Source organism: Roseovarius sp. MBR-6, from assembly GCF_040547525.1.
Taxonomy (GTDB): domain Bacteria; phylum Pseudomonadota; class Alphaproteobacteria; order Rhodobacterales; family Rhodobacteraceae; genus Roseovarius.
The window spans coordinates 256,187-281,450 of sequence record NZ_JBEPPW010000002.1 but is presented as its reverse complement, the minus strand read 5'-3'; the positions used below and the strand labels follow the sequence as shown (position 1 = coordinate 281,450).

Genomic DNA, 25,264 nt, shown 5'->3' with positions numbered 1-25,264 from the left:
TCATGCAACTGATCCTCGGTTCGGGCAGCCCGCGCCGCCGCGATTTGCTGGCGCAATTGGGCGTGATCCCGGACGCGATCCGCCCGCCCGAGATCGACGAGACCCCGCGCAAGGCCGAATTGCCCCGCCCCTATTGCGCGCGCATGGCGCGTGAAAAGGCGCAGGCCACGGAGGCGGGGCCGGATGACATCGTGCTCGCTGCCGATACCACCGTCGCCATGGGCCGCCGTATCCTCGGCAAGCCCGAGAGCGCGGGCGAGGCGGCGCAGTTTCTTCATGCCCTGTCGGGGCGCCGTCACCGCGTCATCACCGCCGTTGCCATTCGACGGGGCGCGCGCCTGTGGGAGCGCGACGTGCTGAGTGCCGTGAAGCTCAAGCGCCTCTCTGACGAGGAAATCAACGCCTATCTTGCCTCTGGCGAATGGCAGGGCAAGGCAGGCGGTTACGGTATTCAGGGCCTTGCCGGGGCGTTCGTGCCATGGATTTCGGGCTCTTTCACAGGTATTGTCGGCCTGCCGCTTGCCGAGACGGCGGGCCTTCTGACTGCCGCAGGCTATCCGCTCTGGAAGGACCGGTCATGACCACCATAGCCCTCGATCATCTGAATGGCCGCGAGGCGGCGGCGCTGCTGATTGGCGGCAGGCTGGATGATCTCCTGATCGACAGTGACACGCCGCGCCCCGGCACGATCTATCGCGCCATCGCCGACCGCCCGGTGAAGGGGCAGGGCGGCATGTTCCTGCGCACGCCCGACGGCTCGGCCTTTCTGCGGCAGGTCAAGGGCCTCGCCCCCGGTCAGGCGCTTCTGGTGCAGATCACCGGCCATGCCGAACCGGGCAAGGCGATCCCGGTCACGGCGCGCGTGCTCTTCAAGAGCCGCTATGCCATCGTCACCCCCGACGCGCCCGGCCTCAACATCTCGCGCGCCATCAAGGACGAGGAAGAGCGTCTGCGCCTGCACGAGATCGCCCATGACGAGATGGGGGAGGGGGCCATGGGCCTCATTCTGCGCTCGGCCTGCGAGGGGGCGGCCGATGAGGCCATCGCCGAGGATATCCGCGCCATGCGCGATCTGGCGCAGGCGGTTCTGGCCGATGCGGGCGGGCGTGAGCCGGAAAAACTGGTCGAGGGCGACGGTCCGCACGCGCTTGCGTGGCGCGACTGGCCGGAGCCGAATGAGCTGGCCGAGGCGCAGGGCAGTTTCGCCGCGCATGGGGTGCTCGATGCGCTGGACGCACTGCGGGGACCGGAGGTGCGACTCTCCGGCGGGGCCTTGGCCTATATCGAGCCGACGCGCGCGCTGGTGGCGGTGGATGTGAACACCGGCCCCGATACGAGCCCCGCCGCCGGGCTCAAGGCCAATATCGCGCTGGCGCGCGAATTGCCCCGGCAATTGCGCCTGCGCGGCCTTGGCGGGCAAGTCGTGCTCGATCTTGCGCCCATGCCCAAGAAGGACCGGCGCGTGTTCGAGGACGCGCTGCGCGCCGCCTTTCGCCGTGACGACATCGAGACGGTTCTCGCGGGCTGGACGCCGCTCGGCCACTACGAGTTGCAGCGCAAGCGCGCGCGCGTGCCGCTGACGGAGGTGATCGGTTAAGCCTCCGATCTGCGGAAGATTTACGCATTTGCGCGGGTTCGCAGCCGGAAAACGACACCGGTCGCAAACGCGACAGACAGGCGTGCGCGATTCGGCTTTCCTCGGTTTCGAGGAGAGCATGATGGACCCACGCAGCAAGATCGCACTTGTGATCCGCACCATCGGGGCGGAGCGTGGGCGTGCCGCGCGAGGGCGACCCCGGCGCGCCTGATTGCGTTGCCCTTTCCTCGTCTATCACAGGATTTTCCAGAAAATGACAGCCCCTGCCCCGCGCCGCACCGGCGGCCGCGCCGCTCGGCGCGAAGCCCGTGCCAATCCGCTTGCCGACATCCTGCGCCCGGTGCGCCCCGGCCTTGAGGGCGGGCTTTATCGCCCGCTATCCCCGGCGCAGATGGACCGCATTCATGCTGCCGTGCTCGACGCGCTTGAACAGATCGGCCTTGCCGACGCGCCCCCCTCCGGGGTGGCTTACCTGACCGGCGCGGGCGCCGTGCAGGGCGATGACGGGCGCATCCGCTTTCCCCGCGCGCTGATCGAGGACACGATCGCGCGCGCCAACCGTGAGATCACCCTTTTCGGGCGTGATCCCGGCCATGACATGACCCTGTCGGGGTCCCGCGTGCATTACGGCACGGCGGGGGCCGCGGTGCATCTGGTGGACGTGGCCACCGGAAGCTACCGCGAAAGCACCGTGCAGGACCTGCACGACGCTGCGCGCATTGCCGATACGCTCGACAATATCCATTTCGTGCAGCGGCCCATGGTCTGCCGCGACATTCCCGACAACCGCGAGATGGACCTCAACACGCTCTATGCGTGCTGCGCGGGCACCACCAAGCATGTCGGCACCTCCTTCACCGAGGTGGGCTTTGTCGCCGACGCCTTCGAGATGCTGCACCTGATCGCAGGTGGCGAGGACAAGTGGCGCGAGCGGCCTTTCGTCAGCAATTCCAACTGTTTCGTTGTGCCGCCGATGAAGTTTGCCACGGAATCCTGTCTGGTGATGGAGGCCTGTATCGCGGGCGGGATGCCCATCCTGCTGCTTTCGGCGGGTCAGGCGGGTGCCACCGCCCCCGCCCCCATCGCGGGCGCCATCGTTCAGGCCACGGCGGAATGTCTCGCGGGGCTGGTCTATGTCAACGCGGTCAAGCCCGGCCATCCGGCGATCTTCGGCACCTGGCCCTTTGTCAGCGACCTGCGCACCGGCGCGATGTCGGGCGGATCGGGCGAGCAGGCGCTGCTGACGGCGGGTTGCGCGCAGATGCACCACTATTACGGGCTGCCCGGCGGCGCGGCGGCGGGGATCGCCGATGCCAAGCTGCCCGACATGCAGGCCGGGTGGGAACAGGCCACGTCGAATGTCATGGCGGGGCTGTCGGGGCTCAACATGGTCTATGAGGCCGCAGGGATGCACGCCTCGTTGCTGGGCTTCTGCCTCGAATCGCTCATTCTGGGCGACGATCTGATCGGGCAGGCGCTCCGATGCGCGCGCGGAATCGAGGTGGACGAGGACACGCTCAGCCTCGACGTGATCCGCGCCGCCTGCATCGGGGGCCCTGGCCATTATCTCGGCGCGCCGCAGACGCTGGCGCGGATGCAGAGCGATTACCTCTACCCTGTCTGCGCCAATCGCGCCTCGCCCAAGGAATGGGTCGAACAGGGTCAGCCCGACCTGATCGCCACCGCCACGGCGAAAAAAGAGCGCATCCTTGCCACCCGTGCGCCCGCCCGGTTTGACCCGGACACCGATGCGGCGATCCGCGCGCGGTTCAGGATCCATCTGGGGGCATGACCGCCGTTTGCCGCGCCCTGTGAACCGGGGCGCGGCAGAGCGCCAACGTGGCTATTCCTGCGCGGCGGCGTAGGCGGCTTCGCGGTCGGCATAGTCGCGCGGTTCGCGCGGCGGTCGGCCGATCACCTCTTTCAGGTCGTCCAGCTCGATGAAGTTGTCGGCCTGACGGCGCAGCTCGTCCGAGATCATCGGCGGCTGGCTGCGGATTGTGGAGACCACGGAGACGCGCACGCCTTGCCGCTGAAGGCTCTCGACAAGCGGCTTGAAATCGCCATCGCCGGAGAAGAGCACGATATGATCCACGCGCGGGGCAAGCTCCATCGCGTCGACCGCAAGCTCGATATCCATGTTGCCCTTGACCTTGCGGCGGCCCTGGCTGTCGGTGTATTCCTTGGCGGGTTTGGTCACCATGGTGTAGCCGTTGTAGTGCAGCCAGTCCACGAGCGGGCGGATGGGCGAATACTCTTCATTGTCCAGCAGCGCTGTATAGTAGAACGCGCGCAACAGCTTGCCCCGGCGCATGAACTCGCTGCGCAGAAGCTTGTAGTCGATGTCGAAGCCGAGAGCCTTGCCAGCGGCGTAGAGATTTGAGCCGTCGATAAACAATGCCAGACGGTCGTCCTTGTAAAACATCGGAAATGTCCTTTCAAATAGGTCTGCCTCGCCTTGGGTGCATGAGTGGTGTGAGTGGGTCGCACCGAAAGGCTGGGTGCCAGAGGTAAGATGATGGCAAATTTCATGCAAGACCATGAATGGTCACAAAAGGATAGGTTGCACGGCATGGCCGATCAACTCTGCTTGATAGCGCTCGGTGGAAATCTGCCGTCGGGGGTGGGTGAGCCCGAGGAGACGCTTTGTGCCGCGTTGCGGCATCTGGAGGCGGGGGGCGCGATTGTCGGGGCGGTGAGCGGATTTTACAGCACACCGGCATTTCCGCCCGGATCGGGACCCGGGTTTGTCAACGCCGCCACCGCGATGCGGGTGGACGGGACGCCCGAGGCGGTGCTGGCGCTTTTGCACGCGACCGAGGCCGCCTTTGGACGCGACCGCGAGACACGGTGGGGACCGCGCACGCTCGATCTCGATCTTCTTGCCATCGGCGACCGGGTTTTGCCCGACGCGGCCACCCATGCGAAGTGGCGGGCACTCGATGTCACGGAACAACAGGCGCGCGCGCCCGAGCGGCTGATCCTGCCGCATCCGCGGCTGGAGGATCGCGCCTTCGTCCTCGTGCCGCTGGCGGATATCGCGCCGGACTGGCGGCATCCCGTGTCCGGGCGCACGGTGCGCGAGATGCTGGCGGCGCTGCCCGAGAGCGCGCGCAAAGAGGTGGTGCGCCGCGCGATTCCGCGCTTGTAAATCCCCTGCCAAGGCCCTAAGTGGAGGGCTTCCGATCCAAAGCCCGTAAACTGCCCGGAGGTCGCATGGCCCGCGTAACCACAGAAGACTGCGTCGACAAGGTGCCGAACCGCTTTGAACTGGTGATGCTGGCCGCTCATCGGGCGCGAGAGATTGCCGCCGGTGCCGCGCTGACCGTGGACCGCGACAATGACAAGAACCCGGTTGTGGCCCTGCGGGAGATCGCGGACGAGACACAATCGGCGGATGACCTGCGCGAACGTCTGATCGAATCCAATCAGACCCAGATCGAGGTGGACGAGCCCGAGGATGATTCCATGGCGCTTCTGATGGGGTCCGAGCCGGATCGCCCGGAAGCCGATGACATGTCCGAGGAAAAGCTTCTGCGTGCCCTCATGGAAGCGCAAGGTCAGGGCTGAGGCCCCGGCCCGTTCAGCGCAAGGCGGGGCGCCTCTGACCGATGATCGCCGTTGACGACCTCATCACTCTGGTGCGCCATTACAATCCGAAAACGGACGAGTCCCTTATTCGCGCCGCCTACGCGTTCGGCAGTGCCATGCACGAAGGCCAGATGCGCCATTCCGGCGAGCCGTATTTCACCCATCCCGTCGCGGTGGCCGCGATTCTGACCGAGCAGCGGCTGGACGATGCCACCATCGTGACCGCGCTCTTGCATGACACGGTGGAGGACACCAAGGCCTCCTATGCCATGGTCGAGGAGAAGTTCGGCCATGACATCGCCGAACTTGTCGATGGCGTGACCAAGCTCACCAATCTGCAACTCGGCAGTTCCGAGACCAAGCAGGCCGAGAATTTCCGCAAGCTCTTCATGGCGATGTCGCGCGATCTGCGGGTGATTCTCGTCAAGCTGGCGGACCGGCTGCACAACATGCGCACGATCAAGGCGATGCGCCCCGAGAAGCAGGCGCAGAAGGCGCGCGAGACGATGGATATCTATGCACCGCTGGCCGGGCGCATGGGGATGCAGTGGATGCGCGAAGAGCTGGAGGATCTGGCCTTTCGCGTGCTCAACCCTGAGGCGCGGGCCAGCATCATCCGCCGCTTCATCACCCTGCAGCGCGAAACCGGGGATGTGGTCGAGCGGATCACCAGCGACATGCGCGCCGAGCTTGACCGGGCAGGGCTGGAGGCCGAGGTGTTCGGGCGCGCCAAGAAGCCCTATTCGATCTGGCGCAAGATGCAGGAAAAGGAGATGGGATTTTCCCGTCTCTCCGACATCTACGGCTTTCGCATCATCACCCGGTCAGAGGCCGATTGCTACGCCGCGCTGGGCGTGATCCATCAGCGCTGGCGCGCGGTGCCGGGGCGGTTCAAGGATTATATCAGCCAGCCGAAATCGAACGGCTATCGCTCGATCCACACCACGGTTTCGGGGCGTGACGGCAAGCGGGTCGAGGTGCAGATCCGCACCCGCGCCATGCATGACGTGGCCGAGACGGGCGTGGCGGCGCATTGGTCCTACCGCGACGGGGTGCGCTCCGAGAACCCCTTTGCCGTCGATCCGGCGCGCTGGATTTCGTCGATGAGCGAGCAGTTCGACGCCGAGGAGGATCACGAAGATTTTCTCGAGGCGGTCAAGCTCGAGATGTATGCCGATCAGGTCTTCTGCTTCACACCCAAGGGCGATGTGGTCAAGCTGCCGCGCGGGGCGACGCCGATTGACTTCGCCTATGCCATCCACACGCGGATCGGCCATGCCTGCGTGGGTGCCAAGGTGGACGGGATGCGCGTGCCGCTGTGGACGCGGATCAAGAACGGGCAGTCGGTCGAGGTCATCGTCGCCGACGGGCAGACGCCGCAGGCCACATGGCTTGATATCGCCACCACCGGCAAGGCGCGTTCGGCCATTCGCCGCGCGCTGCGCGAACTGGATCGTGACCGCTATATCAAGCTGGGGCGCGAGCTGGCGCGCTCGGCTTTCGAGCATGTCGGCAAGAAGGCCACCGACAAGGCGCTGGAGACGGCCGCGCGCACGTTGCGGCTGCGCAGCGCCGATGAGGTTCGCGCGCGCCTTGGCAGTGCCGAATTGACCGCGCAGCAAGTCTTGCGCGCGGTCTATCCCGATCTGACCCCGAGCGAGGGGGCCGAGGTGGCCCGCGAGCGGGCGGTGATCGGTCTTGGCGCGGATCAGGGCTTTGACCGGGCGCGCTGTTGCCAGCCCCTGCCGGGCGAGCGCATCGTCGGCATTACTTTTCGCGGTCAGGGCGTGGTGATCCATGCCATCGACTGCGAAACATTGTCGCGCTACGACAGCCAACCCGAGCGCTGGCTGGACCTGAACTGGCACACGGGCAAGCATCCGGCGGCCTATGATGTCACGCTCGATCTGACCATCGGCAACGATGCCGGTGTTCTGGGGCGTATTTGCACCTTGATCGGTGAGCAGAAGGCCAATATCTCCGACCTGACGTTCGTGGATCGGAAACCAGATTTTTACCGTCTTCTGATTGATGTCGAATTGCGCGATGCCGAGCATCTGCACAGCGTGCTTTCTGCGCTTGACGCCGAAGCGGACGTGGCAGCCGTGGAACGCTATCGTGACCCATCCCGTTCCGGGGACAAGCGCGAGGAAGCCTGAGCCGTGATTTTCCGGCGTCGAGACAAGCGGCCATGGTGGCGCATCGTCGCCGAGATTGTCTGGCCGCGTGGCGGCTGGGGGCGGGCGTTCACCTATGTCAAGCACCGCCTGCACCGGCTTCCTGACCCGCCCGACCGGATCGCGCGGGGTATCTTCGCCGGTGTTTTCACCACCTTCACGCCGTTTTACGGGCTGCATTTCGTGGTGGCGGGCATGATCGCCTGGATCATGCGCGGCAATATTCCCGCCGCCCTTCTGGGCACGTTCTTTGGCAATCCGCTGACCTATCTGCCGATCGGCGTCGTGTCGCTTCAAACCGGCCATGCCATTCTCGGGCGCCCGACGCTCCATGAGGACGAGATCAGCCGCTCGCTGGGGGGCAAGTTTCTCGATGCGGGGCAGGACCTCAAGAACAACTTTCTGGCGCTCTTCACCGACCGGGTGCCGGATTGGCACGGGCTGGGGATCTTCTATCACGAGGTGTTCCTGCCCTACCTGATTGGCGGGATCGTTCCGGGGGTCATTGTCGGGCTGGCCGCCTATTACATCAGCCTGCCGGTGATCGCCGCCTATCAGAAGCGCCGCAAGGGCGTTGTTGCCGCGAAATGGCAGGCGCTCAAGGAAAAGCGGGCAAAGGAAAAGCTGGAAGGTGAGGCTGACGAGCGCGGCAAAGCGGACTAGGTTGAACGACGAATCGTGAGAGAAGGACCACCCTCATGTCGGCAGCGGGAAAATTGCGCCTTGGCGTGAATATCGACCATGTAGCGACGGTGCGCAACGCACGTGGCGGGGCCTATCCTGACCCGTTGCGCGCCGCGAAACTGGCCGAGGAGGCGGGGGCCGACGGTATTACCGCGCATCTGCGCGAGGATCGGCGGCATATCTCGGATGCCGATATCGACGGATTGATGGAGGTGCTGACGGTGCCGCTCAATTTCGAGATGGCCGCGACCGAGGAGATGCAGCGCATCGCGCTGCGTCACAAGCCCCACGCCGTCTGCCTTGTGCCGGAAAAGCGCGAGGAGCGCACCACCGAGGGCGGGCTGGAGGTGGCGCGCGAGGAAAACCGGCTGGCGCATTACATCGCGCCCTTGCGCGAGGCGGGCTGCCGGGTGTCGATCTTCATCGCCGCCGACCGCAGGCAGATCGAGGCTGCGCACCGCATCGGCGCGGAGGTGATCGAGTTGCACACCGGTGCCTATTGCGACGCCCATGCCGAGGGCGATTTCGCCACCCGTGACCGAGAGTTGGAGTCCTTGCGCGAGATGTCGGCCTTTGCCCATGCGCTCGGGCTCGAGGTCCACGCCGGACATGGGTTGACCTATGATACCGTAAAGCCCGTCGCCGCCTTTCCCGAGGTCCGCGAGCTCAATATCGGGCATTTCCTCATCGGCGAGGCGATCTTTCGCGGGTTGCAGCCCGCGATTGCCGAGATGCGCCGCCTCATGGATGAGGCGCGGGCCTGATCACGTCAACAAACTGCCCAAGACTCGGCGGATTTCCCGGTATAGTCTCCGTGTGACGAAACAGGGAGATATCTGATGGCGGTCCTGCACCTTGATCCCGACACGCTGGCCTTTGACGCCGCACAGGCGAAAGAGGCCGGGCGCGCGGCCGCGGCGACGTATCAGGCCCGCGAGCCCTATCCCTACGGTGCCTTCGACGATTTTCTGCCGCCAGAGGTGCTTGATCGGGTGGTCGCGGACCTGCGGCAGTTGCCCGAGGCCGAGATGATGTTCGACCGGCCGCAGGAGAAGCTCAAGGCAAGCTATCTGCCCGAACGGCTGCCGACCTATACGCGCAACCTCTTTTACGCGCTCAACTCCCGCCCGTTCCTGCGCTTTCTGGAGGAGATGACCGGCATCGACGGGCTGATCCCCGATCCCTATTTCTCGGGCGGGGGGGTGCACGTGGTGGCCAATGGCGGCCATCTCGATATCCACGCGGATTTCAACCACAACGGAAAGCTGAACCTTGAACGTCGTCTCAACGTCCTGATCTACCTCAATAAAGACTGGAAAAAGGACTATGGCGGGTCCTTCGAGATCTGGAACAAGGACATGACCGCGCAGGTCGAGAGTTTTGTGCCGCTCTTCAACCGCATGTGCTGTTTCAATACCGGGTCGGACACCTGGCATGGCAACCCCGAGACGGTCAATCATCCCGATGGCACGCCGCGCATGTCGCTGGCGCTCTATTACTACACCGCCACATGGACCGCGACGCGGGTGTCGCATACCACCCTTTTCAAGCCGCGCCCCGGCACCCGTGATCAGGCAGACCGGCAGGTGCAACGCGCGCAGATGCTGCAAGAGGTGCTGCCACCCTTCCTCTTCCGGCGCGTGATCCACCGGTTGCAGCGGTTTGGCTTCTGAGGGGCGGCTTGACCAGATGGACGCAGCCGCTTGACTGGCACGATGGTCATGATCTTGCAAAGCGATACGGGGGTTGGATTTCGTGACTAGACCGTTTTGCGGGGCGCTCTTACGGGCCACGGGCACACTTGCGCCGGTCCTTTTGCGGTGATGGCGGAACGGAACCGGGCAAGCCTGATCGGGCTGCTGCTGGGGGGCCTTCTCGCGGTCCTTGCGCTCTGGCAGCTTGAGGCGCAGCGCGCGGGGCTGGAAATCACGACTTTGAGCGTTGATGAGACGCCGGTGACGCGCAGCGCAGAGCCGGGGGCCGATGGGCCGGTCGTCGTGGTCGCGCACGGCTTTGCCGGGTCGCGGCAGATGATGCAGGCCTATAGCCTTGATCTGGCGCGGGCGGGCTACCGGGTCTGGGCCTTCGATTTCGAGGGGCACGGGCGGCACCCGCGCCCCATGTCGGGCGATGTGGAGCGCATCGACGGCACGACGCGCCTGCTGGTCGAACAGACGCGCGCCGTGGTGTCGGCGGCCGTGGCGGCGGAAGGCTGGCAGGGGGAGGTCGCGCTCCTGGGGCATTCCATGGCCACCGATATCATCATCCGCACCGCAATCGAGGATCCCCGCATCGGCCCGGTGGTGGCAATCTCGGCCTTTTCCAAGGCGGTGACAGCGCGGGTACCTGAAAACCTGCTGCTGATCTCCGGCGCGTGGGAGCCGGGGCTGCGCGGCTTTGCCCGCGATGCGGTGGCCATGGTGGAGCCGGGGCTGGGCGAGGGCGAGACGGCGCGCGCGGGCGATGTGATCCGCCGGGCGGTCGTAGCACCCTGGGCCGAGCATGTGGCGGTGCTTCATAGCCGCAAGGGCCGGGCCGAGGCGATTGACTGGCTTGATGCCGCATACGACCGTGCGAGTGATGTGACCGTGCGCGTGACGGGGCCTTGGTTCCTGGCGCTGATGGTCGCCATCGTAGCGCTGGCGGCACCGCTTTCGCGCCTCTTGCCGGAGCGTGCTCCGCCGGTGCCGGGGGCGCTTTCCCTGCGGCGGTTTGCGCTGGCCGTGGGGTTGCCCGCGCTCCTTGCGCCGCTTCTGGCGGTGCAGGTCGAGACCCGGCTTCTGCCGGTGCTGGTGGCGGATTACCTCGCGCTGCATCTGGCGATTTACGGCCTTTGCCAACTGGCCTTGCTGTGGTGGTGCGGGCGACGGCCCGAGGCGCTGCGACCGCTCGCGGTGCTGGCGCTTCTGGTCTGGGGTCTGGGCGTGTTCGGCTTTGCGCTGGATCGCTATGGCGCGAATTTCTGGCCGACGCCTGAGCGGCTCGTGATCATCGCGGCGCTCAGCCTTGGGGCGCTGCCCTTCATGCTGGGGGATGCGCTGCTTGCGCAAGGTGCGGCCCTTTGGCAGAGAATCGCGGCGCGCGCGGGCTTTCTCGGCTCTCTCGCGCTTGCCGTGCTGCTCGATACCGAACGGCTGTTCTTTCTCGCCATGATCGCGCCGGTAATCCTGCTCTTCTTCCTGATTTTCGGACTGATGGGCCGGTGGGTCGCGGCGCGGGCGGGGGCGGCGTCGGCCGGGGTCGCGCTGGGGCTGATCCTGGCCTGGGCGCTGGGCGTGAGCTTTCCGCTGTTCACGCCGGGGTAAGGAGCGGGCAGCGTGACGCGCCCGCCCCCCCCTCTATCAGTCGTTTTTCTTTGACTCTTCGGCTGCGGCCTTCATCCGCGCCACGAGGTCGGCCTTGACCGGGCGTTGGCCAAAGGGGTTGGCCTTGCCGCCCTTGGCGTTTTGCTCGGCGTGGCGGGGGGCACCCTTGGCGTTTTTGGGATTGGCTTTTGCGATCTTCATGGTCTGTTGTCCTTGTGGTCTCTATCCTGTAGCCAAGGTGTCGGCTATGCCTGTCGCGCCGCCTGTCCGTTTGGACCGGTGGGCACCAGTGCATATCTACAGGATAATGACGCTGGACACAGCCCCTTTGGACCCCGCCCCATGATCCTTGGAATCGGCACCGATCTGGCGAATATCGAGCGGATCGCGGGCGTTCTGGAGCGCTATGGCGACCGGTTCCGCAACCGAGTTTTCACCGAGGTGGAGCAGGCCAAGGCCGAGCGCCGCGCCGATGTGGCGGGCACCTATGCGAAACGCTGGGCGGCCAAGGAGGCGTGTTCCAAGGCGCTGGGCACGGGCCTGCGCATGGGGATCGCGTGGAAGGACATGGCGGTGTCGAATCTGTCCACCGGCCAGCCGGTCATGCAGGTCACGGGCTGGGCCGCCGAGCGGCTGGCGGCGATGACGCCCGAGGGTCATGAGGCGATCATCCATGTCACGCTCACCGACGATCACCCCTGGGCGCAGGCCTTCGTGGTGATCGAGGCGCGGCCCAGGAACGCGCAGGGCTAGTCCGGCAGCCCTGTGCGGCGCAGGGCGTCACGAAACCGCTCCATCTCGGCCGTGTCCTTGAGCGGACTCAGGTCGAGATCGGCCACTCGTGCCCCCGGCAGACAGGCGAGGCAGCGCCCTTCCATGCCTCGCGGCTTGACACCCTGCCACGCGCGCCGCATGAAGCGGGCGCAACCGCGCAGAGGCAGGGACAGTCATGGCATCGGATTCCAGCAAAGGGTCTTCCATCTGGGAGACCGTCAAGACCGTGTTCTGGGCGCTGGTGATCGCGGGGATCTTCCGCACGATGTTCTTTCAGCCGTTCTGGATCCCTTCGGGCTCGATGAAGGACACGCTGCTGATCGGCGATTTTCTCTTCGTCAACAAGATGGCCTATGGCTATTCCTATGCCTCCTGCCCGTCGATCCGGTTCGGGGGCCTCAACATCGATGCGCAGGATATCTGCGGCTGGCTTGATGGTGACAATACGCGCATCCTGGGCTCCGAGCCTGATCGTGGCGACATCATCGTTTTCCGGCATCCCGTGGACGGCACCGATTTCATCAAGCGCGTGATCGGTATGCCGGGGGACCGGGTGCAGATGCGCGATGGCGTGCTCCACATCAACGATCAGCCGGTCGAGCGCGCGCCCGCCGGACAGTTCGTCGAGGAATTCGCGCCGCAGGGGCCGATGCGTATTCGCCCGCGCTGCGAGAATGGCGCTGTGGGGCTTGGGGCCGATTGCCTCAAGTCGCGCTGGCGCGAAACGCTGCCCGAGGGGCGTTCCTACATGACCCTTGATATCGGCCCCCAGCGGTCTGACAATACCGGCGTGTTCACGGTGCCGGAGGGGCATTATTTCTTCATGGGCGACAACCGCGACAATTCTACCGATTCGCGCTTTCCGCAGGCGGTGGGGGGCGTCGGTTTCGTGCCCTATGAAAACCTCATCGGGCGCGCGAACCGGGTCATATTCTCGTCTGCCGGGGCCTCGATGCTGGCCTTCTGGACATGGCGGGGGGACAGGTTCTTCGAGAGGCTTGAGTGAAGCTTTCTGCCGAATTGCATGCGTTTCAGGCCCGGCTCGGGCATGATTTCGAGCAGCCCGAGCTTCTGGTCGAGGCGCTTACCCATTCCTCGATGTCCTCGCCCTCGCGCAGCGACAACCAGCGGCTTGAATTCCTCGGTGACCGTGTGCTCGGCCTCGTGATGGCCGAGGCGCTTCTGGAGCAGGACCGCGCCGCCGCCGAAGGCCTGCTTGCACCGCGCTTCAACGCGCTGGTGCGCAAGGAGGCCTGCGCCGAGGTGGCCCGAGAGCTTGATCTTGGCGCGGTGCTCAAGCTGGGGCGCTCGGAGATGCTCTCGGGCGGGCGGCGCAAGCAGGCGCTTCTGGGCGACGCGATGGAGGCGGTGATCGCCGCTGTCTATCTTGATGGCGGGTTTGCGGCGGCGCGCGCCATGGTGCTGCGGCTCTGGGGTGGGCGCATCGCCGCCGTCGAGACCGATGCCCGCGACGCCAAGACAAGCCTTCAGGAATGGGCGCAGGCGCGCGGTCTGGCCCCGCCGGATTACGTGGAGACCGCCCGTTCCGGCCCCGATCATGCGCCGGTATTCACCATCGTGGCGCGACTTGCCTCCGGCGAGAGTGCCGAGGCAACGGCGGGCTCCAAACGGCAGGCAGAGCAGGCCGCCGCGCGCGCGCTTCTCGACCGGCTGGACAACCATTAACCTGTTGCTAACCTGTTGCGTGCAAGATGCGGGCGCGCCGCTCAATCGGACCTGCGCACCTCTTGCACCCAGGCGGTGATGGTGGCGCGGGCCTCGGGGGGCATCGGAAACGCATTGGGGGGCGGCATGGCGTGGCTTCGGCCGGCCTGAAGGTAGATCTGATCGGCGTGACGGGCCACATCGGCCTCTGTTTCGAGATAGACGCCGCGCGGGGCCCAGTGCATCCCGTCCCAGGAGGGCTCTCGCGCATGGCACATGGAACAATTGCCCACCACCGCGAAATAGGCCTCCTCGAAGCCGGGGGCCGCGGCGTATCTTGCCTCATGCGGTGTGAGCGCGCGCGCCTCGGCTTCGTCAAGGCTCTCGGTGCCCGAGAAGGTCGAAAGCCACGCGATCAGCACCATGATCAGCACGGTGACGGCCCAGGTCCAATGCGGCCCCGTCCCGGTGCGGTGAAGCGTGTTGAAATAGTGCCGGATGGTGACGCCGGTGAGAAAGATCAGCGATGCGATGATCCAGGCATATTCCGTGGCGAAGGCCAGCGGGTAGTGGTTCGACAGCATCAGGAACACGACCGGCAGCGTCAGGTAGTTGTTATGGGTCGAGCGCAGCTTGGCGATCTGGCCGTATTTGGCGTCCGGCGTGCGGCCCGCCTTGAGATCGGCCACGACGATGCGCTGGTTGGGCATGATCTGAAAGAACACGTTGGCGGTCATGATCGTCGCCGTGAAGGCTCCCAGATGCAAAAGCGCGGCGCGACCGGTGAAGATCTGGTGATAGCCCCAGGACATCGCCACGAGGATGACGAAGAGCAGCAGCATGAGCACCGTGGGCCGCGCCCCGAGCGGTGATTTGCACAGCGCATCATAGGCCAGCCAGCCAATCGTCAGAGAACCCCCGGAAATGGCGATCCCCTGCCATAGCGTGAGGTCCGCCTTGGTGGGATCGAGCAGGTAGAGCGCGCCCCCGACCCAGTAGAGCATCATCAGAAGTGCCGCCCCCGAAAGCCATGTCGCGTAGCTCTGCCATTTGTGCCAGGTCAGGTGCTCGGGCATCCGCGACGGGGCCACGAGATATTTGACGGTGTGGTAAAACCCGCCGCCATGCACCTCCCATTCCTCGCCATAGGCACCTTCGGGCAGGGCGGGGTTGGGTTTCAGCATCAAATCGAGCGCGATGAAATAGAACGACGCCCCGATCCACGCCATCGCCGTTATCACATGCAGCCAGCGCACCGAAAAGGCGATCCAGTCCCAAAGAATTGCAAGGTCATACATGGCCACCCTCCCGAATGTCGAACTCTTCGACACTCTAGGCGAGATCGAATTCATCTGGTATTGCTGGAAAAACCCAAGCAGTCTCAAAAAATCACGAAGAATGTCCTATCTCGACAATATCCGCACCTTTGTCCGTGTCTACGAGCTGGGCAGCATGTCCGCCGCCGGGCGCGACCTGCGGATTTCGCCGGCGGTCACGTCGTCGCGGATTTCGCAGCTTGAGGAGCATCTCGGCGTGCGCCTGTTTCAGCGCACCACGCGCAGTCTGACACCCACCGAACAGGGACAGTCCTTCTATCGCGGGGCGAGCGGGATACTTGAGGCCGTCGAGACCGCCGAGGCGCAGATCGTCACCATGACCGAAAATCTGCGGGGCACGCTTTACGTCGCCGCGCCGCTTGGTGTCGGGCGTCGCTTGATCGCGCCCAAGGTGCCGGAGTTTCTGGACGCGTATCCGGAGGTGAACGTGCGGCTGCGGTTGACCGACCGTCGGGTGGACCTGACCACAGAGGGGCTCGATCTGGCGTTCTTTCTCGGTCAACCGGAGGACAGCACCCTGCGGATCCGCAAGATCGCCGATGTGGCGCGTATCCTCTGCGCCTCGCCCGACTATGTGGCACGGCGCGGCATGCCCGAGAGCGGCGATGACCTGATCGCCCAGGGGCATGACTGCCTCAACCTGCGCTTTCCCGGCGCGACCGAGTTTCAGTGGCTGCTATCGACATCGGAGGGGCCGAAACGGTTTCGCGTGGCCGGGCGCTGTGAATGCGATGATGGCGACGTGCTGACCGATTGGGCGCTGGCGGGGCAGGGTGTGGCGCTTAAACCAGTGTTCGAGATTGCCGAGCATCTGCGCGCGGGCACCCTTGTGCCGGTCGCCACCCGCACCCCGCCAGAGCCGATTCAAATGGCGTGCCTCTTTACGCATCGCCGCTGGCAAGACCCGAAAACGCGGCGTTTCATGGATTTCATGGTCGAGAGGATCAGCGCCGCGATCAAGGCGACCGAAGCGGTGCGGCCAGGCGGAACCCAGAAAGTTTGAAACTTTCTGGACCGGACTCTTTTAAAGAGTCCGGGTCCTATCGCGAAACCGTTCCCTATGAACCGCGATAGGTCGCATAGCCAAACGGCGACAGCAGCAACGGCACATGGTAATGCGACGCCTCTGACATGCCAAAGCGGATCGGGATCACATCAAGAAAGCGCGGGGTTTCGGGCGGCGTGCCGCAGGCATCGAGATAGGCCCCGGCGTGGAACACAAGTTCGTAGACACCGGTGGCAAAGTCCGCAGCAGGCAGGATATGCCCATCGGTGCGCCCGTCCGCATTGGTCGTGAGCGTCCTGAGATGGGTGCGCCGCTCGTCCTCGATCCGGTAAAGCTCGATCCGCAGCCCTTCGGCGGGGCAGCCCCGCGCGGTGTCGAGCACATGTGTTGTCAGGTATCCGGTCATTGTCGTGCCTCCCGTGGCCTTTCGCCTTTCTAGCCCGGTTCGCACCCGTCCGGCAAATCCGCTCTGACGAAAGACAGCTTCGCATCTTTTTTGAAAAACACGTCGGATTTTTCGGTTTATGCATGGGGTGGAACAGGAGGATCAAGGCGTGACACGTTATCCCCGAGACATGACCGGCCATGGCGCAACCCCGCCCGTGGCCAACTGGCCCGATGGCGCGAAGATCGCCGTCCAGATCGTGCTCAACTACGAGGAGGGCGGCGAGAACAATATCCTTCACGGCGATGCCGCATCCGAGGCGTTTTTATCCGAGATCACCGGCGCCGCCCCCTGGCCGGGGCAACGGCACTGGAACATGGAATCGATCTATGAATATGGCAGCCGCGCCGGGTTCTGGCGGGTGCATCGGCTGCTCGCGGGTCTGCCAGTGACGGTCTACGGTGTTGCCACGGCGCTCGCGCGGGCGCCCGAACAACTGGCCGCGATGAAGGCGGCGGGCTGGGAGATTGCCAGCCACGGGCTGAAATGGATTGAACACAAGGACATGCCGCCCGAGGAGGAGCGCGCGCAGATCCGCGAGGCGATCCGCCTGCACACCGAGGTCGTCGGCACGCCGCCGCGCGGCTGGTATACGGGCCGCTGCTCGATGAACACGGTTCAACTGGCCACTGAGGAGGGCGATTTTGCCTATATCGCCGACAGCTATGCCGACGATCTGCCCTATTGGTTGCGCGCAGGTGGCAAGGATCAGTTGATCGTGCCCTATACGCTGGATTGCAACGACATGCGCTTTGCCATTCAGGCAGGTTTCACCCATGGCGCGCAGTTCGAGAGCTATCTGAAGGACACATTCGACATGCTCTATGCCGAGGGGCAGGCGGGCGCGCCGAAAATGCTCTCGATCGGGCTGCATTGCCGCCTTGCCGGACGTCCGGGCCGGGCCATGGCGCTCAGGCGGGCGCTCGATCACATGCGCGCGCAGGACGGTGTGTGGTTCGCCACCCGGCTGCAGATTGCCGAACATTGGGCGCGCGAACATCCGCCCGTGCCACGCCTGCGCCCGTCGGAAATGGACCGGGCCGCGTTTGTCGCCGCTTTCGGGGGCGTGTTCGAGCATAGTCCGTGGATCGCCGAGGCGGCCTTTGATGGTGAGCTTGGGCCGACCCATGACACCGCGGCAGGCGTGCATCTGGCACTGGCCCGCGTGTTTCGCACCGCGCCGGAGGACCGCCGCCTTGGCGTGCTGACCGCGCATCCCGATCTGGCGGGCAAGCTGGCGGCGGCGGGGCGGCTGACGCAGGAAAGCACGATGGAACAGGCGGGCGCGGGGCTCGACATGCTGACCGATGATGAGCGGGCGACATTCACCGCGCTGAATGACGCCTATACCGCGACATTCGGTTTTCCCTTCATCATCGCCGTGCGCGACCATGACAAGCCCGCGATCCTTGCCGCCTTTCAGCGCCGCCTCGACAATGACCGCGCCACCGAGTTCGCCGCGGCCTGCCGTCAGGTGGAACGCATCGCCGAATTGCGCCTGCAAGAGATCTTCGCGCAATGACCGGGGTCGTGAAAATCCGGCCCCTGACGGCAGAGGCCTTCGCTCCTTTCGGCGATGTGCTTGATACCAGCGGCGCGCCGGACCGCCTGATCAATGCGGGGCTCTGCGGGCGTTATCACGACCGCGCAAAGCTCGATTTCGCGGATGGCCGCGCCGGGATCAGCCTGTTCTTGGCAGAGCCGCGCCGCCTGCCCCTGCGGCTCGATCTGGTCGAGCGGCACCCCGAGGGCAGTCAGGCATTCCTGCCCATGACCCAAGCGCCCTTTCTTGTCGTCGTCGCCTCCGATATGGGCGGCAGACCGGGGCAGCCGCTGGCATTCCTGACCGCGCCGGGCCAGGGCGTGAACTATCATCGCGGGGTCTGGCACGGGGTGCTTGCCCCGCTGAGCGCGCCGGGCCTGTTCGCCGTGATCGACCGTATCGGCGCGGGCGCGAACCTCGAGGAACACCACTTCGAGCACGAGATCATCGTGACAGATTAGCCTCCGGGCGCGTCGCATTCCGCAACGGACCACCACACATCATCGGATCAGACCATGACCAACAGCTACTATGCCCCGCAGGGCGGCCACCCCGGACAGGATCAGCTTTTGACCGACCGCGCCGTGTTCACCGAGGCCTATGCGGTGATCCCCAAAGGCACGATGCGCGATATCGTGACCAGCTTTCTGCCCTTCTGGGAGGGAACTCGGCTCTGGGTGATCGCGCGGCCGATGAGCGGCTTTGCCGAGACCTTCTCGCATTACATCATGGAGGTGCAGCCCGGCGGCGGCTCTGACCGCCCCGAAAGCGAGGCCCGCGCCCAAGCCGTGCTTTTCGTGGTCGAGGGCGAGGCCACGTTGACCATCGCAGGCGCGGCGCATGTGCTCGCCGCCGGCGGCTATGCCTATCTGCCCCCCGAAAGCGGCTGGACCCTGCACAATCACGGCACCGCGCCGCTGCGGTTTCACTGGATCCGCAAGGCTTACGCGCCGGTCGAGGGGCTGGACGCACCCGCGCCTCTGGTCCTGAACGAAATCGACATCGCCCCCACGTCGATGCCGGGAACCGAAGGGAAATGGGCCACCACCCGCTTTGTCGATCCTGCCGACCTGCGCCATGACATGCATGTGACCATCGTCACGCTGGCGCCGGGCGCGGTGATCCCGTTCATGGAGACCCATGTGATGGAACACGGGCTTTACGTCCTTGAAGGCAAGGCGGTTTATCGCCTCAACCGGGACTGGGTCGAGGTCGAGGCCGGCGATTACATGTGGCTGCGCGCGTTCTGCCCGCAGGCCTGCTATGCCGGCGGGCCGGGGCGGTTCCGCTATCTGCTTTACAAGGATGTGAACCGGCACATGCCGCTTTACCCATCGGGGACCGGCCGCCGCTGAGCCGGGTCAGGCAAAGAAACGTTTGCAGTGCCGTGCGATATGCTCGACGAACAGGCGCACCTTGGGGTCCTGCAATTTCTTGTGCGGATAGAGACAGCCGAAGATCGTCGGCATGGGCGGGGTGTCGGGCAGCACCTCGACCAGCCGCCCGCTGGCAAGATGCTCGCGCACGTCAAAGCGGGGCTTGTTGACAATGCCGCGCCCCATCAGCGTCCAATCGGTCAGCACGTCGCCATCATCGGCGTCAAACCGGCCTGTTACGTCGAGCTTGCGCGGCCCCATGGCGGTGCGCAGCGTCCAGAAATATTCCGGCGAGCGCGGATAGCGCAGCAGCAGGCAGTTATGGCCGCGCAAGAGGTCATCGGGCGTGCGCGGCACGCCCGCGCGTGACAGATAATCCGGCGCGGCACAGAGCACGCGGTTGCAATCGGCGAATTTGCGCAGTTTCAGGGTCGAATCGCCCGGGTCGCCGACAAAGAATGCCACGTCCTGACCATCGGCCAGAATGTCGATCCGGCGATCCGAGAGCCGCATCCGCACCTCGGTTTCGGGATAGCGGTCGGTGAAATCGGGCACCAGCGGCGCCACGATCCGGCGCCCCACACCCAGCGGCGCGGTGATGCGCACAGCCCCGCGCGGCACCTCCGAAAAGCTGGCCACGCGCGCCTCGGCATGGTCGAGCGCAAGCAGAACGGCGCGCGCCTCCTCGTAGAACACGGTGCCCACCTCTGTCGGGGTCATGGAGCGGGTGGTGCGATTGAAAAGCCGCACACCAAGGCGTTTTTCCAGTTCCTTCAGCCGCTTGCTCGCCACCGCCGGGGTCAGTCGCAGGTCGCGGCCCCCCGATGTGATGCTGCCAAGCTCCATCACCCGGACAAAGACCCGCAGGCTTTCGATATAGGACATGCTGCCCTCCCTTGCACCAGCCTGCCGTGTGCTGCCGAATTTTTCAACGATTTGTTGAAAGTGTTTGCCGCTTGCGGTTATTTTCAGGCCCAATCATCGCCTGTATGGTTTCCTTGTTCATCGGCGGCATGGCCCGCCGGACGGGAGGGCACCATGACACATCGCAGCACCATCCGCTTTATCCTCAACGGGCGCGACATCTGCCTGCCCGAGGTGGGGGCAAGCCAGACCCTGCTTGATTTCCTGCGCCTTGATCAGCGCCTTACCGGCACCAAGGAGGGCTGTGCCGAGGGCGATTGCGGGGCCTGCACCGTTCTGGTGGGGCGGCTTGGGCCGCAGGGCCTGAGCTATGCGCCGGTCAATGCCTGTATCCGGTTTCTGGCCTCGGTCGATGGCTGTCATGTGGTCACGGTCGAGCATCTGGCCGGGCGCGACGGGCGCCTGCACCCTGTGCAACAGGCGATGGTTGATCACCACGGCAGCCAATGCGGCTTTTGCACGCCCGGTTTCGTCATGTCGCTCTATGCGCTCTGGATGCAGGTGCCCGAGCCAACCGAAGCGCAGGTGGACACCGCGCTGCAAGGCAACCTGTGCCGTTGCACCGGCTATGCGCCGATCATCCGCGCCGCGCAGGCGATCAGCCGCCACGGCACCCCCGCCGCCGATCATCTGAGCACCGAGCGCGCGGCGATCACCGAACGGCTGACCGCGCTCAAGGACCCCCGCCGCGTTGTGACCGGGCCCGAGGATAACCGCACCATCCTGCCCGCCAGTGTTGATGATCTGGCCGCCTGCCTGCTCGATCATCCGAACGCGACCATCGTCGCCGGGGCGACCGATGTGGGGCTTTGGGTGACGAAATTCCTGCGCCCGATTGGGCCTGCGATCTTTACCGGCCATCTCGATGAGATGAAAACCGTCGTGCAGGACGGCAACAGCCTGCGGATCGGTGCGGGGGCCAGCTATAGCGAGTGTCAGACGATGCTGTCGCGGCATCTGCCTCACCTTGACGCCTATTGGGACCGGATCGGCGGCTGGCAGGTGCGCAATATGGGCACGGTCGGCGGCAATATCGCCAACGGCTCGCCCATTGGCGACACGCCGCCCGTGCTCATCGCGCTTGGGGCTGAGATCACCCTGCGCCGGGGCGACGCGCACCGCACCCTGCCGCTGGAGGCGTTCTTTATCGACTACGGCAAGCAGGACCGCGAACCGGGCGAGTTTGTCGAAAGCATCCGCGTGCCCCTGCCCCGCCCCGATGACCGCAATGCCGCCTACAAGATCTCCAAGCGGCGCGACGAGGATATTTCCTCGGTTGCGGTCGGCATCCACATGCGCGTGACCGGGGGCATCATCGGCAACGCGCGCATCGCCTTTGGTGGCATGGCCGCGACCCCCAAACGTGCGAGGGCGGCCGAGGCGGCCCTGAATGGGCAGCCCTGGACGCGCGAGAGTTTCGAGGCCGCAGCCCGCGCGCTGACCGGGGATTTCACGCCGCTGAGCGACTGGCGCGCCTCATCCGCCTACCGGATGCAGGCCGCGCAGAACCTTCTGCGCCGGTTCCACATGGAACACGATGTCGCCACGGCGACCCCTGTGCGCCTTGAAGCCTTCTGAGCGAGACAAGGAGACGAGACCATGAAAGACGCCGTTTCCATTACCGGCTTGGCCCATACCGACCGCATCCACGACAGCGCGGCCAAGCATGTCACCGGCCGCGCCGATTACACCGACGATGTCGCCCTGCCCGAAGGCGCGCTGCATGCCTATCTTGGGCTGTCGGACGTGGCCCATGCGCGGATCACCGGGATGGACCTTTCGCAAGTCCTTGCCGCGCCCGGCGTGGTCGGCGTGCTGACTGCCAAGGATATCCCCGGTGTGAACGATATCAGCCCTACGGGTTTGCATGACGAGCCGGTCTTTCCGACCGAGACCATCCAGTTTTATGGCCAGCCGCTCTTTGCCGTCATCGCCGAAACCCGCGATCAGGCGCGCCGCGCGGCGGAATTGGCCAAGGTGCGCTATGATCCGCTACCCCACGCGCTTGATCCCATAACGGCGCGTGAAGCGGGCTATCCCTATGTCACCGCGCCGCTGACGCTCAAGCGCGGCGATGTCGCCCCCGCGCAGGCCGAGGCCCCGCACCGCATCAAGGGGCGGATGCAGGTCGGCGGGCAGGATCACATGTATCTCGAAGGCCAGATCGCCTTTGCCATCCCCGGCGAGGATGACGAGGTGAGCGTGCATTGCTCGACGCAGCACCCGTCGGAGGCGCAGCACATGGTCGCCCATGTGCTTGGCGTGCCCTCGAACGCGGTGGTGGTGAACGTGCGCCGGATGGGCGGCGGGTTCGGCGGCAAGGAAAGCCAGATGAACCTGTTTTGCGTGGTCGCTGCGCTCGCGGCCAAGAAATGGGGCCGCGCCGTCAAGATCCGCCCTGACCGCGATCAGGACATGACCGCGACCGGCAAGCGGCATGATTTCGTGATCGATTATGACGTGGCCTTTGATACCGAGGGGCGGATTCTGGCGGTTGAGGGCGATTTCGCGGCGCGCTGCGGCTTCTCGGCGGACCTGTCGGGGCCGGTCACCGACCGGGCGCTGTTTCACGCCGACAATGCCTATTTCTATCCCGCTGTGCGGCTGCAAAGCCATCCGATGAAGACCAACACCGTCTCTAACACCGCGTTTCGCGGGTTTGGCGGCCCGCAAGGCGTGATCGCCGCCGAGCGGATGATCGAGGAGATCGCCTATGCCCTCGGGCGCGATCCGCTGGATATCCGCAAGGCGAATTTCTACGGGCCGCCGGGGCGCGACGTGACGCCCTATCACCAAGAGGTCGAGGATAATATTCTCGGGCGGCTTGTGGGCGAGTTGGAGGAAAGCGCCGACTATCGCCAGCGGCGGGCAGAGATCATCGAATTCAACGAAACCTCGCCGGTGCTGAGGAAGGGCATCGCGCTGACCCCCGTCAAGTTCGGCATTTCCTTCACCGCGACATGGTTCAATCAGGCGGGTGCCCTGGTGCATGTCTATAACGACGGCTCGATCCATCTGAACCACGGTGGCACCGAAATGGGGCAGGGCCTCAACACCAAGGTGGCGCAGGTGGTGGCCGAGGCGTTCCAGGTCGATTTCGAGCGGATCAGGATCACCAGAACCACCACCGAGAAGGTGCCCAACACCTCCGCCACGGCGGCCTCATCGGGGTCTGACCTCAACGGCATGGCGGCGCTTGATGCGGTGAACCAGATCAAGGCGCGGCTTGTCGCTTTTGCTGCCGAGAAATGGGGCGTGGCCCCCGATGCGGTTCTGTTCCGGCCCAATCAGGTGCATGTGGGTGCCGAGGTGCTGAGTTTCGATGAGTTCATTCGCGCGGCCTATATGGCGCGGGTGCAATTGTCAGCCGCCGGGTTTTACAAGACGCCGAAAATCCACTGGGACCGCGCCAAGGGGCAGGGCCGCCCGTTTTACTACTTCGCTTATGGCGCGGCCTGTTCCGAGGTAACGATCGACACCCTGACCGGCGAATACCGGGTCGATCGCACCGATATTCTGCATGACGTGGGCCGCTCGCTCAACCCCGCGCTCGACCGTGGGCAGGTGGAAGGCGCGTTCATTCAGGGCATGGGGTGGCTCACGACCGAGGAACTCTGGTGGGACAAGGGCGGGCGTTTGCGCACGCATGCGCCCTCGACCTACAAGATCCCGCTCGCCTCGGACCGCCCGCGCGTGTTCAACGTGGCCTTGGCCGACTGGTCCGAGAACCGCGAATTGACGATCAAACGCTCCAAGGCCGTGGGAGAGCCGCCCTTCATGCTGGGCATTTCGGTGTTCGAGGCGCTGTCGATGGCGGTGGCGTCGGTGGCCGATTACCGCGAATGCCCGCGCCTTGATGCACCCGCCACGCCCGAGCGCGTGCTGATGGCGGTCACCCGCCTGCAAGCGGGGCGCTGAGCCATGGCGCTTTCCACCCCCTCGCTGCGCGCGTTTTTCGCGTCAGAGCCGTCGGTGATCCGGGTGGCGTTGACGCGCGTGCGCGGCTCCTCGCCGCGGGATGCGGGCACCGAGATGTTCGTGGGCGCGGGCGCGCTCTGGGGCACGATCGGCGGCGGGCAGTTGGAATATATCGCCATTGATGCGGCCCGCGCGATGCTGCGCGACGGCGTGCTGGCGCGCACGCTCGATCTGCCGCTTGGTCCCGAAATCGGGCAATGCTGCGGCGGGCGGGTGGAACTGTCATTGACGCGGCTGCGCGCCTCTGATCGGCGAGACGCCGAGACGCGCGCGGCACAGAACGACGCGGCGCTGCCGCATGTCCATGTCATGGGGGCGGGTCATGTCGGGCGCGCGCTGGCCGATCTGTTTCAGCATCTGCCGGTGCGCTGCATCCTGATCGACACCCGCCCCTACGAATTGGCGCTATGCACGGCGGCGGTGGAGCGGCGCGTGAGCGTGCTGCCCGAGGCCGAGATCATGGCCGCCCCGCCGCGCAGCGCCTTCGTCATCCTGACCCATGATCACGGGCTTGATTTCCTGCTGACCGCGGCCGCCCTCGACCGGGGCGATGCGGCCTATGTCGGCATGATTGGCTCTGCCAGCAAACGCGCCAAGTTCCGCGCCTGGGCCAAACGGCACGCGGGCGCGCAGACTATCGACACTCTCACATGCCCCATCGGGGCAAGCGGTAGCCGCGACAAGCGGCCCGGCGTCATCGCCGCCTTCGTGGTGGCCGAGGTGATGGCCGAATTGACCTCTGAAACTGCCGCAATCGCCCCGCATGGGGCACAGGACGCGCCCCTGTCGGGGCACGGGAACGACCGGGAGGGGAAATCGGCCTGACATCCGTCACGCCGGGCCGGTTCTGTCAGAGGAGGAG

26 protein-coding genes are annotated in these 25,264 nt (G+C 65.3%); 20 read left to right on the top strand and 6 right to left on the bottom strand.

Going from position 1 to position 25,264, the window contains the following annotated elements; genetic code table 11:
* Positions 1-2: 2 nt before the first annotated feature.
* The 3 genes from ABIE57_RS03720 to ABIE57_RS03710 all read left to right on the top strand — a co-directional run bounded on the left by ABIE57_RS03720 (position 3) and on the right by ABIE57_RS03710 (position 3,389).
* A complete protein-coding gene (locus tag ABIE57_RS03720) occupies positions 3-581 on the top strand; it encodes a Maf family protein (RefSeq protein WP_354537653.1) in 579 nt (192 codons plus the stop codon).
* On the top strand, positions 578-1,597 hold the full coding sequence (locus ABIE57_RS03715) for a ribonuclease E/G (RefSeq protein ID WP_354537652.1): 1,020 nt from the start codon (positions 578-580) through the stop codon (positions 1,595-1,597). Before ABIE57_RS03720 ends, ABIE57_RS03715 begins: the two co-directional genes overlap by 4 nt.
* Positions 1,598-1,850: 253 nt before the next feature.
* On the top strand, positions 1,851-3,389 hold the full coding sequence (locus ABIE57_RS03710; protein WP_354537651.1) for a trimethylamine methyltransferase family protein: 1,539 nt from the start codon (positions 1,851-1,853) through the stop codon (positions 3,387-3,389).
* Positions 3,390-3,440: 51 nt separating this feature from the next.
* Here ABIE57_RS03710 and ABIE57_RS03705 read toward each other — a convergent pair whose 3' ends face one another.
* On the bottom strand, positions 3,441-4,022 hold the full coding sequence (locus ABIE57_RS03705) for a LabA-like NYN domain-containing protein (protein WP_354537650.1): 582 nt from the start codon (positions 4,020-4,022) through the stop codon (positions 3,441-3,443).
* Positions 4,023-4,169: 147 nt separating this feature from the next.
* Between ABIE57_RS03705 and folK the strand changes: the two genes are divergently transcribed.
* The 7 genes from folK (at position 4,170) to ABIE57_RS03670 (ending at position 11,354) form a co-directional block, all read left to right on the top strand.
* A complete protein-coding gene (gene folK / locus ABIE57_RS03700) occupies positions 4,170-4,748 on the top strand; it encodes a 2-amino-4-hydroxy-6-hydroxymethyldihydropteridine diphosphokinase (RefSeq protein ID WP_354537649.1) in 579 nt (192 codons plus the stop codon).
* A gap of 65 nt (positions 4,749-4,813) precedes the next feature.
* Positions 4,814-5,167 (top strand): DNA-directed RNA polymerase subunit omega, encoded by a 354-nt coding sequence (rpoZ, locus tag ABIE57_RS03695; protein ID WP_354537648.1) that lies wholly within the window; start codon positions 4,814-4,816, stop codon positions 5,165-5,167.
* A gap of 41 nt (positions 5,168-5,208) precedes the next feature.
* Positions 5,209-7,347: a RelA/SpoT family protein gene (locus tag ABIE57_RS03690; RefSeq protein WP_354537647.1), complete on the top strand. Its 2,139-nt coding sequence runs from the start codon at positions 5,209-5,211 to the stop codon at positions 7,345-7,347.
* 3 nt (positions 7,348-7,350) lie between these two features.
* Positions 7,351-8,028 carry a DUF2062 domain-containing protein gene (locus ABIE57_RS03685; protein ID WP_354537646.1) on the top strand — a complete coding sequence of 226 codons (678 nt, stop codon included), beginning with the start codon at positions 7,351-7,353 and terminating at the stop codon, positions 8,026-8,028.
* A 35-nt stretch (positions 8,029-8,063) separates the two neighbouring features.
* Complete coding sequence (locus ABIE57_RS03680) at positions 8,064-8,813, top strand: pyridoxine 5'-phosphate synthase (RefSeq protein ID WP_354537645.1); 750 nt, start codon at positions 8,064-8,066, stop codon at positions 8,811-8,813.
* Between the two features lie 75 nt (positions 8,814-8,888).
* Positions 8,889-9,722 (top strand): 2OG-Fe(II) oxygenase, encoded by an 834-nt coding sequence (locus ABIE57_RS03675; RefSeq protein WP_354537644.1) that lies wholly within the window; start codon positions 8,889-8,891, stop codon positions 9,720-9,722.
* A gap of 150 nt (positions 9,723-9,872) precedes the next feature.
* The gene (locus ABIE57_RS03670; protein ID WP_354537643.1) at positions 9,873-11,354 is read left to right on the top strand and encodes an alpha/beta fold hydrolase; all 1,482 of its coding nucleotides are present in this window, start codon (positions 9,873-9,875) and stop codon (positions 11,352-11,354) included.
* A gap of 36 nt (positions 11,355-11,390) precedes the next feature.
* Here ABIE57_RS03670 and ABIE57_RS03665 read toward each other — a convergent pair whose 3' ends face one another.
* Positions 11,391-11,555 carry a hypothetical protein gene (locus ABIE57_RS03665; RefSeq protein ID WP_354537642.1) on the bottom strand — a complete coding sequence of 55 codons (165 nt, stop codon included), beginning with the start codon at positions 11,553-11,555 and terminating at the stop codon, positions 11,391-11,393.
* A 141-nt stretch (positions 11,556-11,696) separates the two neighbouring features.
* Here ABIE57_RS03665 and acpS point away from each other — a divergent pair, with 141 nt between their 5' ends.
* Positions 11,697-12,107: a holo-ACP synthase gene (gene acpS / locus ABIE57_RS03660; protein WP_354537641.1), complete on the top strand. Its 411-nt coding sequence runs from the start codon at positions 11,697-11,699 to the stop codon at positions 12,105-12,107.
* On the opposite strand, the gene ABIE57_RS03655 is transcribed toward acpS, so the two are convergent.
* Positions 12,104-12,232: a hypothetical protein gene (locus ABIE57_RS03655; protein WP_354537640.1), complete on the bottom strand. Its 129-nt coding sequence runs from the start codon at positions 12,230-12,232 to the stop codon at positions 12,104-12,106. The two genes, acpS and ABIE57_RS03655, sit on opposite strands and share 4 nt — an antisense overlap.
* Before the next feature lie 71 nt (positions 12,233-12,303).
* On the opposite strand from ABIE57_RS03655, the gene lepB reads away from it, so the two are divergent.
* Positions 12,304-13,134 carry a signal peptidase I gene (gene lepB, locus ABIE57_RS03650; protein WP_354537639.1) on the top strand — a complete coding sequence of 277 codons (831 nt, stop codon included), beginning with the start codon at positions 12,304-12,306 and terminating at the stop codon, positions 13,132-13,134.
* Positions 13,131-13,814, top strand: coding sequence for a ribonuclease III (gene rnc / locus ABIE57_RS03645; RefSeq protein ID WP_354537638.1), 684 nt, complete (start codon positions 13,131-13,133; stop codon positions 13,812-13,814). Before lepB ends, rnc begins: the two co-directional genes overlap by 4 nt.
* A 41-nt stretch (positions 13,815-13,855) precedes the next feature.
* On the opposite strand, the gene ABIE57_RS03640 is transcribed toward rnc, so the two are convergent.
* Positions 13,856-15,091 (bottom strand): urate hydroxylase PuuD, encoded by a 1,236-nt coding sequence (locus ABIE57_RS03640; protein WP_354537637.1) that lies wholly within the window; start codon positions 15,089-15,091, stop codon positions 13,856-13,858.
* 100 nt (positions 15,092-15,191) lie between these two features.
* On the opposite strand from ABIE57_RS03640, the gene ABIE57_RS03635 reads away from it, so the two are divergent.
* Complete coding sequence (locus tag ABIE57_RS03635) at positions 15,192-16,133, top strand: LysR family transcriptional regulator (RefSeq protein ID WP_354537636.1); 942 nt, start codon at positions 15,192-15,194, stop codon at positions 16,131-16,133.
* Between the two features lie 55 nt (positions 16,134-16,188).
* Here ABIE57_RS03635 and uraH read toward each other — a convergent pair whose 3' ends face one another.
* Positions 16,189-16,542, bottom strand: coding sequence for a hydroxyisourate hydrolase (uraH, locus tag ABIE57_RS03630; RefSeq protein ID WP_354537635.1), 354 nt, complete (start codon positions 16,540-16,542; stop codon positions 16,189-16,191).
* Positions 16,543-16,690: 148 nt separating this feature from the next.
* Between uraH and puuE the strand changes: the two genes are divergently transcribed.
* The 3 genes from puuE to ABIE57_RS03615 are packed head-to-tail and all read left to right on the top strand — an operon-like array spanning position 16,691 to position 19,479.
* Positions 16,691-18,103 (top strand): allantoinase PuuE, encoded by a 1,413-nt coding sequence (puuE, locus tag ABIE57_RS03625; RefSeq protein WP_354537634.1) that lies wholly within the window; start codon positions 16,691-16,693, stop codon positions 18,101-18,103.
* On the top strand, positions 18,100-18,585 hold the full coding sequence (locus ABIE57_RS03620) for an ureidoglycolate lyase (RefSeq protein ID WP_354537633.1): 486 nt from the start codon (positions 18,100-18,102) through the stop codon (positions 18,583-18,585). The genes puuE and ABIE57_RS03620 overlap by 4 nt, the downstream gene beginning before the upstream one ends.
* A gap of 54 nt (positions 18,586-18,639) precedes the next feature.
* Positions 18,640-19,479 carry a bifunctional allantoicase/(S)-ureidoglycine aminohydrolase gene (locus ABIE57_RS03615; RefSeq protein ID WP_354537632.1) on the top strand — a complete coding sequence of 280 codons (840 nt, stop codon included), beginning with the start codon at positions 18,640-18,642 and terminating at the stop codon, positions 19,477-19,479.
* A gap of 6 nt (positions 19,480-19,485) precedes the next feature.
* Here the strand turns inward: ABIE57_RS03615 and ABIE57_RS03610 are convergent, their stop codons facing one another.
* Complete coding sequence (locus ABIE57_RS03610; RefSeq protein ID WP_354537631.1) at positions 19,486-20,385, bottom strand: LysR family transcriptional regulator; 900 nt, start codon at positions 20,383-20,385, stop codon at positions 19,486-19,488.
* A 153-nt stretch (positions 20,386-20,538) separates the two neighbouring features.
* Between ABIE57_RS03610 and xdhA the strand changes: the two genes are divergently transcribed.
* The 3 genes from xdhA to xdhC are packed head-to-tail and all read left to right on the top strand — an operon-like array spanning position 20,539 to position 25,227.
* The gene (xdhA, locus tag ABIE57_RS03605; RefSeq protein WP_354537630.1) at positions 20,539-22,002 is read left to right on the top strand and encodes a xanthine dehydrogenase small subunit; all 1,464 of its coding nucleotides are present in this window, start codon (positions 20,539-20,541) and stop codon (positions 22,000-22,002) included.
* Between the two features lie 21 nt (positions 22,003-22,023).
* A complete protein-coding gene (xdhB, locus tag ABIE57_RS03600; protein ID WP_354537629.1) occupies positions 22,024-24,342 on the top strand; it encodes a xanthine dehydrogenase molybdopterin binding subunit in 2,319 nt (772 codons plus the stop codon).
* 3 nt (positions 24,343-24,345) lie between these two features.
* On the top strand, positions 24,346-25,227 hold the full coding sequence (gene xdhC / locus ABIE57_RS03595; protein ID WP_354537628.1) for a xanthine dehydrogenase accessory protein XdhC: 882 nt from the start codon (positions 24,346-24,348) through the stop codon (positions 25,225-25,227).
* Positions 25,228-25,264: the final 37 nt, after the last annotated feature.

What these genes read in the sequence shown, in the direction of transcription:
- ABIE57_RS03720 (WP_354537653.1), top strand. Translation starts at nt 3, where the DNA reads ATGCAACTGATCCTCGGTTCGGGCAGCCCGCGCCGCCGCGATTTGCTG.
- ABIE57_RS03715 (WP_354537652.1), top strand. Translation starts at nt 578, where the DNA reads ATGACCACCATAGCCCTCGATCATCTGAATGGCCGCGAGGCGGCGGCG.
- ABIE57_RS03710 (WP_354537651.1), top strand. Translation starts at nt 1,851, where the DNA reads ATGACAGCCCCTGCCCCGCGCCGCACCGGCGGCCGCGCCGCTCGGCGC.
- ABIE57_RS03705 (WP_354537650.1), bottom strand. Translation starts at nt 4,022, where the DNA reads ATGTTTTACAAGGACGACCGTCTGGCATTGTTTATCGACGGCTCAAAT.
- folK (WP_354537649.1), top strand. Translation starts at nt 4,170, where the DNA reads ATGGCCGATCAACTCTGCTTGATAGCGCTCGGTGGAAATCTGCCGTCG.
- rpoZ (WP_354537648.1), top strand. Translation starts at nt 4,814, where the DNA reads ATGGCCCGCGTAACCACAGAAGACTGCGTCGACAAGGTGCCGAACCGC.
- ABIE57_RS03690 (WP_354537647.1), top strand. Translation starts at nt 5,209, where the DNA reads ATGATCGCCGTTGACGACCTCATCACTCTGGTGCGCCATTACAATCCG.
- ABIE57_RS03680 (WP_354537645.1), top strand. Translation starts at nt 8,064, where the DNA reads ATGTCGGCAGCGGGAAAATTGCGCCTTGGCGTGAATATCGACCATGTA.
- ABIE57_RS03675 (WP_354537644.1), top strand. Translation starts at nt 8,889, where the DNA reads ATGGCGGTCCTGCACCTTGATCCCGACACGCTGGCCTTTGACGCCGCA.
- ABIE57_RS03670 (WP_354537643.1), top strand. Translation starts at nt 9,873, where the DNA reads ATGGCGGAACGGAACCGGGCAAGCCTGATCGGGCTGCTGCTGGGGGGC.
- ABIE57_RS03665 (WP_354537642.1), bottom strand. Translation starts at nt 11,555, where the DNA reads ATGAAGATCGCAAAAGCCAATCCCAAAAACGCCAAGGGTGCCCCCCGC.
- acpS (WP_354537641.1), top strand. Translation starts at nt 11,697, where the DNA reads ATGATCCTTGGAATCGGCACCGATCTGGCGAATATCGAGCGGATCGCG.
- ABIE57_RS03655 (WP_354537640.1), bottom strand. Translation starts at nt 12,232, where the DNA reads ATGGAAGGGCGCTGCCTCGCCTGTCTGCCGGGGGCACGAGTGGCCGAT.
- lepB (WP_354537639.1), top strand. Translation starts at nt 12,304, where the DNA reads ATGGCATCGGATTCCAGCAAAGGGTCTTCCATCTGGGAGACCGTCAAG.
- ABIE57_RS03640 (WP_354537637.1), bottom strand. Translation starts at nt 15,091, where the DNA reads ATGTATGACCTTGCAATTCTTTGGGACTGGATCGCCTTTTCGGTGCGC.
- ABIE57_RS03635 (WP_354537636.1), top strand. Translation starts at nt 15,192, where the DNA reads ATGTCCTATCTCGACAATATCCGCACCTTTGTCCGTGTCTACGAGCTG.
- uraH (WP_354537635.1), bottom strand. Translation starts at nt 16,542, where the DNA reads ATGACCGGATACCTGACAACACATGTGCTCGACACCGCGCGGGGCTGC.
- ABIE57_RS03620 (WP_354537633.1), top strand. Translation starts at nt 18,100, where the DNA reads ATGACCGGGGTCGTGAAAATCCGGCCCCTGACGGCAGAGGCCTTCGCT.
- ABIE57_RS03615 (WP_354537632.1), top strand. Translation starts at nt 18,640, where the DNA reads ATGACCAACAGCTACTATGCCCCGCAGGGCGGCCACCCCGGACAGGAT.
- ABIE57_RS03610 (WP_354537631.1), bottom strand. Translation starts at nt 20,385, where the DNA reads ATGTCCTATATCGAAAGCCTGCGGGTCTTTGTCCGGGTGATGGAGCTT.
- xdhA (WP_354537630.1), top strand. Translation starts at nt 20,539, where the DNA reads ATGACACATCGCAGCACCATCCGCTTTATCCTCAACGGGCGCGACATC.
- xdhB (WP_354537629.1), top strand. Translation starts at nt 22,024, where the DNA reads ATGAAAGACGCCGTTTCCATTACCGGCTTGGCCCATACCGACCGCATC.
- xdhC (WP_354537628.1), top strand. Translation starts at nt 24,346, where the DNA reads ATGGCGCTTTCCACCCCCTCGCTGCGCGCGTTTTTCGCGTCAGAGCCG.